At 62.3% G+C, this 12,276-nt stretch carries 10 protein-coding genes; 5 read left to right on the top strand and 5 right to left on the bottom strand.

All coding sequences use genetic code 11. The features are described 5' to 3' along the window. Window positions 1–17 precede the first annotated feature (17 nt). The 3 genes from BSG19_RS14610 (at window position 18) to BSG19_RS14620 (ending at window position 3,429) form a co-directional block, all read left to right on the top strand. The gene (locus tag BSG19_RS14610) at window positions 18–1,961 is read left to right on the top strand and encodes a glycoside hydrolase family 127 protein (protein WP_092988755.1); all 1,944 of its coding nucleotides are present in this window, start codon (window positions 18–20) and stop codon (window positions 1,959–1,961) included. A gap of 10 nt (window positions 1,962–1,971) precedes the next feature. Beyond that, window positions 1,972–3,075 carry an ABC transporter ATP-binding protein gene (ugpC, locus tag BSG19_RS14615; RefSeq protein WP_092988756.1) on the top strand — a complete coding sequence of 368 codons (1,104 nt, stop codon included), beginning with the start codon at window positions 1,972–1,974 and terminating at the stop codon, window positions 3,073–3,075. A 150-nt stretch (window positions 3,076–3,225) separates the two neighbouring features. Further along, the gene (locus BSG19_RS14620; RefSeq protein ID WP_092988757.1) at window positions 3,226–3,429 is read left to right on the top strand and encodes a hypothetical protein; all 204 of its coding nucleotides are present in this window, start codon (window positions 3,226–3,228) and stop codon (window positions 3,427–3,429) included. A gap of 84 nt (window positions 3,430–3,513) precedes the next feature. Here the strand turns inward: BSG19_RS14620 and BSG19_RS14625 are convergent, their stop codons facing one another. Continuing rightward, on the bottom strand, window positions 3,514–5,106 hold the full coding sequence (locus BSG19_RS14625) for an isocitrate lyase (RefSeq protein ID WP_092988758.1): 1,593 nt from the start codon (window positions 5,104–5,106) through the stop codon (window positions 3,514–3,516). A 126-nt stretch (window positions 5,107–5,232) separates the two neighbouring features. Here BSG19_RS14625 and BSG19_RS14630 point away from each other — a divergent pair, with 126 nt between their 5' ends. Both BSG19_RS14630 and BSG19_RS14635 read left to right on the top strand, forming a co-directional pair. Continuing rightward, complete coding sequence (locus BSG19_RS14630; RefSeq protein ID WP_092988759.1) at window positions 5,233–6,633, top strand: helix-turn-helix domain-containing protein; 1,401 nt, start codon at window positions 5,233–5,235, stop codon at window positions 6,631–6,633. 358 nt (window positions 6,634–6,991) lie between these two features. Next, window positions 6,992–8,125, top strand: coding sequence for a GGDEF domain-containing protein (locus BSG19_RS14635; RefSeq protein WP_244529257.1), 1,134 nt, complete (start codon window positions 6,992–6,994; stop codon window positions 8,123–8,125). Between the two features lie 223 nt (window positions 8,126–8,348). Here BSG19_RS14635 and kduD read toward each other — a convergent pair whose 3' ends face one another. From kduD to BSG19_RS14655, 4 genes are read right to left on the bottom strand one after another with little or no spacing between them, the layout of a single operon-like run. Beyond that, on the bottom strand, window positions 8,349–9,107 hold the full coding sequence (kduD, locus tag BSG19_RS14640; protein ID WP_170865984.1) for a 2-dehydro-3-deoxy-D-gluconate 5-dehydrogenase KduD: 759 nt from the start codon (window positions 9,105–9,107) through the stop codon (window positions 8,349–8,351). After that, on the bottom strand, window positions 9,091–10,176 hold the full coding sequence (ugpC, locus tag BSG19_RS14645) for an ABC transporter ATP-binding protein (protein WP_092988762.1): 1,086 nt from the start codon (window positions 10,174–10,176) through the stop codon (window positions 9,091–9,093). The genes kduD and ugpC (BSG19_RS14645) overlap by 17 nt, the downstream gene beginning before the upstream one ends. Window positions 10,177–10,186: 10 nt before the next feature. Next, window positions 10,187–11,254, bottom strand: coding sequence for a carbohydrate ABC transporter permease (locus BSG19_RS14650; protein ID WP_092988763.1), 1,068 nt, complete (start codon window positions 11,252–11,254; stop codon window positions 10,187–10,189). Beyond that, window positions 11,251–12,207: a carbohydrate ABC transporter permease gene (locus tag BSG19_RS14655; protein ID WP_092989084.1), complete on the bottom strand. Its 957-nt coding sequence runs from the start codon at window positions 12,205–12,207 to the stop codon at window positions 11,251–11,253. Before BSG19_RS14655 ends, BSG19_RS14650 begins: the two co-directional genes overlap by 4 nt. Window positions 12,208–12,276 lie beyond the last annotated feature (69 nt).

The following is a 12,276-nucleotide window of genomic DNA, read 5'->3' on the forward strand; positions in this document are numbered from 1 at the left end:
CCCAAAAGGCTTCTCCCATGTCGTCCAAGCCCGCTTCCTCGCGTGTACAGCCGCTGACCCCGCCCCGCCGTTTCGTGCCCGTCGATCACGCCAAAGTGGATTTTACCGGGGGTTTCTGGGAAAGCTGGTCGAAGACCGTGCGCGACGTAACCATCCCCACCCAGCACATGCGGCTGGAGGAGGAAGGCTTTCTCGAGGTCCTCGATTTCGACAAACCACCTTCGCCGCTGGTGCGCCGCATCCAGCCGAGCGGGCTATCGATGCAGCATTTCTTCGACAGCGATTTCGGCAAATGGATCGAGGCGGCGAGCTACACGCTGAAAACGCATCCGAATCCCGATATCGAGGCGAAGATCGACGCCATTGTCGAGAAGCTCGAACAGGGGCAGATGGCCGACGGCTACCTCAACAGCTGGTTCATCCGCCGCGAGCCGGAAAAGCGTTGGACGAACCTGCGCGATCTCCACGAAATGTACTCCATGGGGCATCTGCTCGAAGGCGCAGTTGCCTATTTCGAGGCGACGGCCAAGCGCCGCTTCCTCGATGTGATGATCCGCGCCGTCGATCACATCATCGACACGTTCGGCCCGGAACCCGGCAAGCTACGCGGCTATGATGCCCATGAAGAAATCGAGCTGGCGTTGGTCAAGCTCTATCGTGTGACGCGCGATCCGCGGCATCTGGCGCTCGCCACCTACTTCGTCGACGAGCGTGGCCAGATGCCGTCCTATTACGATGAGGAGGCGCGTCGCCGCGGCGAGAACCCGGATGATTACGTCTACCAGACTTACGCCTATAGCCAGGCGCATATGCCGGTGCGCGAGCAGACCCAGGTCGTCGGCCATGCCGTGCGTGCCATGTACCTCTTCTCGGCCATGGTCGATCTCGCGCATGAAAATGAAGACCCGACCCTGAAGCAAGCCTGCGAGCGGCTGTTCGACAACCTGACCGGCCGCCAGCTATACGTAACCGGCGGGCTAGGCCCCTCCGCCTCCAACGAAGGTTTTACGCGGGAATACGATCTGCCCAACGAGACGGCCTATGCGGAAACCTGCGCTGCCGTTGCGCTCGGTTTCTGGAGCCACCGCATGGCACAGCTCGATCTCGACGCCAAATATACCGACAAGCTGGAAACCGTCCTTTTCAACGGCGCTCTTTCCGGCATCTCGCGAGACGGCGAGCATTACTTCTACGAGAACGTGCTGGAAAGCCACGGGCAGAACCGCCGCTGGAAATGGCACTACTGCCCCTGCTGCCCGACCAATATCGCTCGCCTGATCACCTCGCTCGGCCAATACGTCTATTCCGCGACGGATGCGGATCTCGCGGTTCATCTCTACGGTGGAAATGCTGCGGAGATCGCGCTCGGCGGGACAGTCGTCCGGCTTGCGCAGGAGACGCGCTATCCTTGGGACGGCGACATACGGCTCGCGCTCGGGCTCGACACGCCCTCATCGTTCACGCTGCATCTGCGCATTCCCGGCTGGTGCCGGACGGCCCGCGTGACCGTCAATGGCGAGACCATCGACGTGGAGGCCGCGACGACCAGAGGCTATCTGGCGATCAGGCGCACATGGGCCGACGGCGACGAGGTGCGGCTCTCCCTCGATATGCCGGTCGATCGGCTCTATGCGCATCCCGCCGTCGGCGAGGATGCCGGCCGGGTAGCGCTGAAGCGCGGCCCGGTGGTCTATTGCGTCGAGGAGACCGACATCGGCACCGAGCCGCAGCGGCTGCGACTGCCGGCAGACGCAAGACTCGACGTCGCCTATGATCCGGATCTGCTCGGCGGCGCCGCCGTTTTGACGGGCGAGGCGCTGGAGGCGGAAGCCGGCGATTGGGATGGCCTCTACCGCACGACCCCACCGGCGCTGAAACCCCGGACGTTCAAGGCGATCCCCTACCATCTCTGGGCAAACCGTGACCCCGGCGCCATGCTCGTCTGGCTGAACGAGAAGTAGGAGACAAACGATGGCTAGGCTCGAACTGCGAAACGTCGTCAAATCCTACGGCATCTACGAGGCCGTCCGCGGCATCGATCTTCAGATCGAGGACAAGGAGTTTGTCGTCTTCGTCGGCCCGTCCGGCTGCGGCAAATCGACGACGCTCCGGATGATTGCCGGCCTCGAACACATCACCGGCGGCGACATCGTCATCGGTGATCAGGTGGTCAACCGTCTAGGCCCGGGCAAGCGCGACATCGCCATGGTGTTCCAGAACTATGCGCTCTACCCGCACATGTCGGTACGCGAAAACATTGCCTTCTGCCTGGAACAGCAGCGTCTGCCGAAGAGCGAGATCGAGAGCCGCATTCAGACTGCCGCGTGCACGCTTCACATCGAGGAGCTTCTCGACCGCCGCCCCGGCCAGCTCTCGGGCGGCCAGCGCCAGCGCGTTGCCATGGGTCGGGCGATCGTGCGCAATCCGAAGGTGTTCCTGTTCGACGAGCCGCTGTCGAACCTCGACGCCAAGCTGCGGGTGCAGATGCGCACGGAAATCAAGCGCCTGCACCAGATCCTGCCGACCACCACGGTTTATGTGACGCATGACCAGATCGAGGCGATGACCATGGCGGACCGCGTCGTCGTCATGAATGGCGGGCTGATCGAACAATGCGGCCCGCCGCAGCACCTCTACCATCACCCGGCCACCCGCTTCGTTGCGGGCTTCATCGGCTCGCCCTCGATGAACTTCCTGGAAGCCCGGCTGGTCGAGGCAGCGGACCAACTCGTCGTTCGTCTTGAAGATGGCACCGATCTGCCTGTGCCGCGCGAACGTGCTGCCTTCTACAGTGGCACTATCGGCCGCCCGGTCACGTTCGGCATTCGCCCCGAAGCCTTGAGCGCCGAACAGCAACGTCCGGGATATGCTCCGCTGACCGCCCGGATCGATCTTGTGGAACCCCTTGGCCCCTCGACCATGATCTACTTCGATGTGGGCGCCACGACCCTCTGCGCAAGCATCGACCCGGAAGCGGGCGCCAAGGCGGGAGAGAAGATCGTTCTGTCCGTCAATATGAACCAGATGCACCTGTTCGATGCCGAGACGGGCGTTTCGCTCACCCCGGTCCCATAAGCACATCCAGGGGTCGGCAAGCCGAGGCCTTGCAGCAGCATCGCGCCTCGCGCGCCGTATCACAATGGCGCTTGTAATCCTGTGATCTATCGGCGAACGTCTTTCGCCGGGCATCGCGTGAGATGGTCATCGGCTGAGTCTGGAATCCTTATGAACCGTGACCTGATGGCCGAAGTGAACGATCAAGCCGATCGTGCTGCAAAGAACCCTGAAAAGATGCTTGACCGCACAAGACTTGCTCATGCCCTTCACGATGAGTTTCCCGAGACGCCCATCATCGACATCATCGACAAGCTCAATATGGCATGGCGCAAGCGTGGGCTTTCCTTCGGTATCTCGCCTCGCCCTCTGTGAGGACACGCCGCCGGGTGACGGAAGACGGGGGTGACACTCCGAATGCCGTAGGGCGCGGTCGCCCGCGCTCCTTCGCTGCCCTCCTCAGGCCGCGAACTGGTTCATCGTGTTGTGCGAACCGCCCGCTTTCAGGGCTGCGTCGCCAGCGAAGTATTCCTTGTGGTCGTCGCCGAGGTCGGAGCCGGCCATGTTCTGGTGCTTGACGCAGGCGATGCCTTCCCGGATTTCCTTGCGCTGGACGCCCTTGACGTAGCCAAGCATGCCGGCGTCGCCGAAGTATTCCTTCGCCAGATTGTCCGTCGACAGGGCCGCCGTGTGGTAGGTCGGCAGCGTGATCAGGTGGTGGAAGATGCCGGCGCGCTTGGCAGCATCGCGCTGGAACGTCCGGATCCACTCATCCGCTTCCCGGCCCAGCGGCGTCGCGTCGTAATCGACGCTCATCAGGCGGGCGCGCTCGTAGGCCGAGACATCCTTGCCGTCCTTCGCCCAGGCGTCGAAGACCTGCTGGCGGAAGTTGAGCGTCCAGTTGAACGATGGCGAGTTGTTGTAGACCAGCTTCGCATTCGGAATGACCTCGCGAACGCGATCGACCATGCCGGCGATCTGCTCGATATGCGGTTTTTCCGTTTCGATCCACAGCAGGTCGGCGCCGTTCTGGAGCGAGGTGATGCAGTCGAGAACGCAGCGGTCCGCACCGGTGCCTTCACGGAACTGGTAGAGGTTGGACGGCAGGCGCTTCGGGCGCATCAGCTTGCCGCCACGGTTGATGATGACATCGCCGTTGAGCGAGCTGATGTCGGCGACGTCCTCGCAATCCAGGAAGGAATTGTAGAGGTCGCCGATATCGCCGGCTTGCGTGCTGACGGCGATCTGCTTGGTGAGCCCGGCGCCGAGCGAGTCGGTGCGGGCGACGATGATGCCGTTGTCGATGCCCATTTCGAGGAACGCATAGCGGCAGGCGCGGATCTTCGCGATGAAGTCCTCGTGGGGAACGGTGACCTTGCCGTCCTGATGGCCGCACTGCTTCTCGTCGGAAACCTGGTTTTCGATCTGAAGGGCGCAGGCACCGGCTTCGATCATCTTCTTGGCCAGAAGATAAGTCGCCTCCGCATTGCCGAAACCGGCGTCAATATCGGCGATAACGGGGACGACATGCGTCTGGTAGGTCTCGATCGCCTGCTGGAGCTGGCGCTCCCGGGCGAAATTGCCGGCAGCGCGAGCCGCATCGATGTCGCGGAACAGCATGCCGAGTTCGCGGGCATCGGCCTGACGCAGGAAGGTGTAGAGCTCCTCGATCAGCGCGGGAACGCTGGTCTTCTCGTGCATGGACTGGTCGGGCAGCGGGCCGAATTCCGAGCGCAGCGCCGCGACCATCCAGCCGGAGAGGTAGAGATAACGACCCTTCGTCGTGCCGAAATGCTTCTTGATCGAGATCATCTTCTGCTGCGCGATGAATCCGTGCCAGCAGCCGAGCGACTGGGTGTAGCTGGCCGGATCGGCATCGTAGGCTGCCATGTCGGCGCGCATGATGTCGGCGGTGTAGCGGGCTATGTCGAGACCCGTCTTGAAGCGGTTCTGCAGCCGCATGCGGCTGACGGCTTCAGGCGTGACGCCACTCCAGTTCGGATTGACGGCGATCAGGTCTTCGATGCCACGGTAATCTGTCTTGTAAGCCATCAGAACACTCCTCAGTTGTGATGACGCTCTGATATCGCCTGTTTTCGAGATGCGTCAGAGGCTTCGGTGTGCACTTGTCAAACCTTACAAACTTTGCTTGTAATGTTGTAAGGGTGGAGAAGCGTCGTGTCGGACAAGCAGGGTGTGTATGTCGGCGCGCGCTTGAGACGGCTGCGGCGCAACCTCGGCCTGACACAGTCCGATATGGCCGCAGACCTTGAGATCTCGGCATCCTACATCGCCCTCATGGAGCGCAATCATCGGCCCGTGACGGCGGAGGTGCTGCTGCGGCTGGCCCGATCTTACAAGATCGACATGGCGGACCTTGCTGGCGATGGCGGCGCGGATCATTCCGCACGGCTGCAGACGGTGATGAAGGATCCGATCTTCGCCGATATCGACCTCTCCACCACCGAGATCTCGGAAGTGGCAAACGGGTTTCCCGGCTTCAGCGAAGCTATGCTTCGGCTTTACACCGCCTATCGCGAGGAGCAGATCGCTCTTGCCGAACGCTTGCCGGATCAGGACGCCCAGAGACGGGAGACCGTCGATCCCGTGGCGGCGACGCGCCGGTTCCTTGCCGCCCGGCGAAACAGCTTTCCGATGCTCGATACGGTGGCCGAGAGACTGGCAGCAACCGTCAAGGACAAGGGCGGCATCGGCAATTATCTTTTGGAGCGGCACGGGCTTCGCATCCGCCGCCTCCCCTCGTCCATCATGTCGGACAGCCTGCGCCGGCACGATCTGCATCACAAGCAGATCCTGCTTGACGAGTCGCTGGATATGGCGAGCCAGCAGTTTCAGCTTGCTCAGCAACTCGCCTATCTCGAATTCGGCAAGGAGATTGCGGACGCCGTTCACGAGGGGAACTTCCAGACGGAAACGAGCTCCCGGCTCGCCCGCCGGTCGCTTGCCAGCTACGGCGCAGCAGCTCTGCTGATGCCCTACAGCGCGTTTGCCAAGGCGGTGGAAACGCGGCGATACGATCTGGCGGCCTTGTCGCGTCAGTTCACCACGAGTTTCGAGCAGACGGCCCATCGGCTGACGACGCTGCAAAAGCCGGGGCAGGAGCGCATCCCTTTCTTCTTCATCCGCCTGGATGCAGCCGGCAACGTGTCCAAGCGGCTCGATGGCGCGCATTTTCCCTTTTCCGCTTCGGGCGGCGGCTGCCCGCTCTGGAATGTCCATCAGGTCTTCCGCATGCCGGGCGAAATCGTGACGCAATGGCTGGAGTTTCCCGACGGGCAGCGCTTCTTCTCGATCGCCCGCACGGTCAGCGCCGGCGGCGGCGCCTATGGCGTCACGCGTGTTGATCGCGCCGTGGCGCTGGTTTGCGATGCGCAGCACGCCGATCGCCTGATCTACGTCCGGCCCGACAGCGACCGCACGCCGACGTTGGTCGGCATCGCCTGCCGCCTCTGCCAGCGCGCCACCTGCACCTCGCGCGCCGAGCCCCCGATCGGCCGCCAGATCCTCATCGACGACTTCCGCCGCACGGCCGCACCGTTCGGTTTTGCGGATACGTGAGCGTCCAACGGGAGCCCTCGCCCGACCGGCCGCTCCGATACGTTGCTCTCTCATCACCCATGGTGCTGATATGATTGTCCTGTTCCGCACGTTTTAGGGCGGCGTTAAAAAGCATGCGAGCGCTTATATCTTGACCAAGGTAACGGGTGGAGCGCAAACTCCACCTGCCCATCAACATCCCATCCATCAGGTGCCGGGCCTGAACACCTCGATTAACGTTATGCGAACCATGTCGGCGGTATCGGGAGCAGCGTAAAGAATCTGATAAACACCGCCCTGTAGGCTTTGACGTGAGGCAGGCAGAGCTATGCAGATCGATTTACAAACTCTCTGGTATTTGACGGTCGGAACGCTGCTTGTGTCAGCTTCGCTGCTCCTCTGGGAACGGCAGGCTCATCCAGGTCGCGCGCGCGTGCTCGGCATTCTGGCCGCGGGACTCTTCGCTTTCGTTCTCGGCTGCGTCATTGCGATGAACCGCAGCCACTTCCCGGTCACGCTCGGCATGGGAGCGACCAACATCCTCATGGTGTTGGGCTACCTTCTGGTCCTCAACGCCATCGCCGGCCTCGACGGTCGTCGGTATGTCTGGTCGTCTGCCGGAGCGCTGGTCATCCTGGCTTTCGCCTGGGCGATCGCTGGCACACACTTCCCGGCCGCCTTCTGGAACCACGTCTCGTCTCTCCCCATCGCGCTGACCTGCGGCCTCACCGCCTGGATTCTTCTGCGCAGCCGCACGGTTCAGGGACTGCGCTCACGTCCGATCGCAGTAGCGATCTCGGCCGTTCATGCCGTGTTCTACCTCGGCCGTGCGTTCGTCGCCCCTATCCTTCTTCAGCGGTACGGGCCGGACATTCTTTCCGCCATCGGGAAGGCTACGATGTACGAGGCCGTCTTGTACTCGGTGGCGATGCCGATGTCCTTTTTGATGATCGTTCGGGAGGAGGAGAAGCAGCACCTGCTCCGCATGTCGCAAACCGATCAGCTGACCGGGCTCGCGAACCGCCACGCCTTTTTTGAGCAGGCAACGCGGATCCTCAGGGAGCGGCAAGGCCACCCCGTTTCCCTGCTTGCCTTCGACCTCGACCATTTCAAGGCGATCAACGACCGCTACGGCCACCCGGTCGGAGATAAGGTTCTCAAGCTGTTCGCAGAAACCGCCCGCGAGGAGGCGGGCCCAGACGCGCTTCTTGTCAGGCTCGGAGGTGAGGAATTCGCCGCGCTCCTGCCACGGTGTGATCATCATCAAGCTCTCCGTCGTGGCTCGGTGATCGCACGCCGGTTCGCCATGGCGGCCGCGCGGGCAGAGGGCCTCAACACCCAGGCTACCGTCAGCATCGGTCTCGCGGCACCGGGCTGCTATGACCTCGCCGGAATGCTCGCAAGCGCCGATGGCGCATTGTACCGGGCGAAAGCCCTTGGTCGCAATCGCGTCGAGACCGCCGGTCCACACGAATTGCCCGCTGCGGCCTTGAGCCGTTCTCTCGCATCTTGAGTCGGGGGTAGCGGTGGCGGGTCCGCTCTCATCCGACGTCGCGCTTTCGGAGAAGAGCACCATCGCGTCAGCTTTTCAGACCAACATTCTCGCGTGGAAATGGGTTGAGGCGGCGCACAGGAGAAGCCAGACTGCGCTCTGCTGTCGTTGCCAATGAAGTGCCTATTCCGAAATCACGGCTTCACGCACTCTTCATGTCGACCAAATTCAGCTTCGTTTTTCGCTATCGCACCATCCAGCCGCCATCGACAGGCAAGACTGTGCCCGTGACATAGGGAGAGCCGGGCGCTGCGAAGAAGAGGATCGCGGTGGCGAGGTCAGCGGGCATGCCCCATCGTGCGGCGGGAATGCGCGCCGAGATCTGGGCGTGCCGGTCGGGGTCGTTACGCAAGGCTTCGGTATTGTCGGTTTCCATGTAGCCGGGTGCGATCGCGTTCACCGTAATGCCCTTCGGCGCGAGTTCGTTGGCCATGGCTTTGGTCAGGCCGGCGACACCGTGTTTGGAGGCGGCATAGGCCGGCACGCGCACGCCGCCCTGAAAACTGAGCATGGAGGCAATGTTCACGATACGGCCGGCGCGACCGGTCGCAATCATATGGCGTGCCGCTGCCTGCGAGAGGAGAAACACCGATTTGAGGTTGACGTCGATCACGGCGTCCCAATCTTCCTCCAGAACATCGACGATATCGGCGCGACGGATGATCCCGGCATTGTTGACGAGGATATCGACACCGCCCATGGCCGAAATAGCAGCGTCGAGAACGGCCTGCGCGTTGAATGGCTTGGAGAGATCGATCTGCTGTGCGTGAAACCGCCTGCCCGTCGCCTTGATCAGCCGCTCCGTATCCGGCATCGGCGAGGAGCCGATGGTAGCGACGTCGGCCCCGGCTTCCGCCAGCGCAAGGGCGAGACCCTGGCCGAGGCCGGTTCGTGCGCCGGTTACGAGCGCGGTCTTGCCGGTGAGGTCAAACAGATGTTTCAAGGCGAAGACCCTTTTCGTCAAAGAAGTGAAGCGGTGCGGCATCGAGCGAGAGGTCGATCTCCGAGCCCGGTGAGAAGCGGTGCTGGCCGGGCAGGACCACGAGAAGCTTTTGCCCGCCAAGCTCGGTGTGCAGAACAGTTTCCGAACCGAGCGCCTCGATCATGCGGACAGTCGCCCGCAGGGACCGGTTGCCCTTGCCGAGCGTGAGATGTTGCGGGCGAACACCGAGCGTCAAGGCTGCGCCTTGCTGTAGAACCTGCCGACCGGCATCGACCTCCAGCCGAGAACCGTCGGGTAGAGACAGCACGGCATGTCCGGGCCGGGCATTCTCTACTGCGGCTTGCAGGAAGTTCATGTGCGGGGCGCCGATGAAGCCGGCGACGAAGCGATTTCCGGGTGTGTTGTAGAGTTCCAGAGGCGTGCCGACCTGCTCGATGCGTCCGGAACGGAGCACGACGATGCGATCGGCAAGCGTCATCGCCTCCACCTGATCATGGGTCACGTAGATCATCGTGGCTTTCAGCCGCGCATGAAGCGCTGCGAGTTCTGCACGGGTCGAGACGCGAAGTTCGGCGTCGAGGTTGGACAGAGGTTCGTCGAGCAGAAAGCCGACGGGGCTGCGAACGATAGCCCGGCCGATAGCGACGCGTTGGCGCTGGCCGCCGGAAAGCTGTCCGGGCCGACGCTTGAGATAAGGTTCGATTTCCAGCATCCGCGCTGCTTCCATGATCCGTTTGTCGATCTCCGCCTTGGGCATCCGCGCGTTCTCCAGACCGAAGGCGAGGTTCTGCCGCACGCTCATATGCGGGTAGAGCGCATAGGACTGAAAGACCATGGCGAGACCGCGATCGGCTGCCGTCACGCTATTGACGTTGCGGCCATCGATCTCGATATCGCCGCTCGTAATTTTTTCCAGTCCGGCGATAGCCCGCAGGAGCGTGGATTTTCCGCAGCCGGACGGTCCGACGAAGACGACGAGCTCGCCGTCCCTGATGTCGAGGTCGATACCATGCAGCACGTCGATCGCGCCGAACGACTTCTTGACATTGGAGAGTTTGATCTGGCCCATTGGCGTTTCCTTACTTGAGCCCGGTGCCGGCTATGCCGGTGGTGATGAAGCGCTGCAGGAAGATGAAGACGAGCACGACCGGGATCATGGTGACCACCGTCATGGCGAGGATAAAGTGCCACTGCACGTTCAGCTCGCCGGAATAGATGCTGAGGCCGACCTGAAGCGTATAAAGCTCCTTGCGTGACAGGACGATCAGCGGCCAGAGAAAGTCGTTCCAGCGCCAGACGACCGAAAAGATGGCGAGAACCGCAAGCGCCGGCGCCGTGAGCGGCAGGACGATGCGCCAGTAGATCTGCCATTCCGAGGCCTTGTCCATGCGCGCCGCATCCAGAAGCTCGTCCGGAATGGTCAGCATGTATTGCCGCAGGATGAAGACGCCCGTGGGCGTCGCCACGGTCGGCAAGATCACACCCCAGAGATTGTTGAACAGCCCGAGCGACGAGATGATCGAGTAGAGCGGTACCATGATGACGGACAGCGGCACCATCAGCGTCGCGAGAATGATGAGCATGGCGAAGCTGCGGCCCCGAAACTCGTATTTCGAGAGCGCGAAAGCCGCCATGGAATTGACGACCAGCGTTATGACGGTCGCCATGACCGTGACGAAGACGGAATTCCACAGGTAGCGGAAGAAGTCGAAGTGGACGAACGGCTCGGTGTAGTTTTCGGTGGCGAAGGACAGTTTACGCACCGGCTGGCGGTCGTCGATATTGATGCGGACGGGCGGCGCGCCGGGGTCCGCGGGATCGATCATCTGGCTGAAAAGCCCGATCCGGCGGATCTCGGCCATGCGTTTCGTGGTGCCGTCCGGCATTTTCGCGTCGTAAAGCGTCAGCGGCTGTTCATGGCCGGCGACCGTGACCTGCTGGCTGGCGTAGGGAAGAATGGAGGGTGGGAACTCGGCAAGTGCTGCCGGGGTCTTGAAGGACGAAAAGATCAGCCAGAGAGCGGGGCCGAACATCACGATCAGCCCGCCGATCAGCCACAGCCATGTGACGATATCGGTCCAGTGCCACCCCCGGCCATGCTTCTGGCTACCCCTGCGGCGAAAAATGAAGCTTGCGGCGCGGCTCATCTGCGTTTCCCCTTGTTCTCGCCACGCTTGCCGAGCCCGAGCTGTAACAGCGTCAGCACCACCAGCACGAGCCCCATCAGGATGGAAGCAGCGGCGGCAAGGCCTGGATTTCTCGGCTGCGAAACGAAGCCGGTTTCGTAGATGTACTGGGTCAAGAACAGCGTGCTCGTTCCCGGCCCGCCGCCCGTGAGAATGTAGACCTCGTCGAAAACCTGCACCGCACGGATGAGCGCGAGGACGATGACGACGATGAGGTTGGGCGCCAGCAGCGGCAGCGTGATGCGCCAGAAGACCCGCCCCGGCCGGGTGCCGTCCATGGCCGCCGCCTCGTAAAGATCCTTCGGGATGGCCTGAAGGCCTGCCAGCAGGATCAAGGTGTAGAAGCCCATATGCGCCCAGAGCGAAACGCCGACCGCAGCCATGAACGACCAGTCGCGATCCGTCAGCCAGTTGTAGGGCTCCATGCCGAAGGGGTAGAGAATGAAGTTCAGCAAACCCTGCCGCTGCAGGATCCAGCGCCAGATGAGGCCGACGACCACGGGCGACAACAGCACCGGGAAGAAGAAAACCGCCCGCCAGAAGGACCGGGCGGCAAGATTACGGTTGAGGATCAGCGCAGTGACGAGCGCTGCGAGAATCATGAACGTGACCTGCAACACCACGAACCAGAAGGTGTTACCGACGGCAGTCCAGAAAGCGTCTTCCTGGCAGGTCAGGGCATCGAGATAGTTGCCGCAGTCGAACAGGCGCGCATACTGATCGCCGCCGACATAGGTGCGCTCCGGTAGGAAAAGTGCGGATCCGCCCGTCACGGAATAGACGACGTTGATGCCGAGCGGCAGGAGAACGAAGATCCCGAAGATCAGCATGTTCGGCGCAAGGAAAAACAGCGCCATGCCGCTGAGGCCGGTCAGTCTCTGCAAGGCGCGCATGGGTGCATCGATCAGCCCCATCACAACGCCGACAGGTGTCTTGACGATGGTGCCAAGACGCTCCGGCAGGGTTGGCTTGTCGGCGTTGGA

The sequence above is a fragment of the Rhizobium sp. NFR03 genome (assembly GCF_900111275.1).
Taxonomy (GTDB): domain Bacteria; phylum Pseudomonadota; class Alphaproteobacteria; order Rhizobiales; family Rhizobiaceae; genus Ferranicluibacter.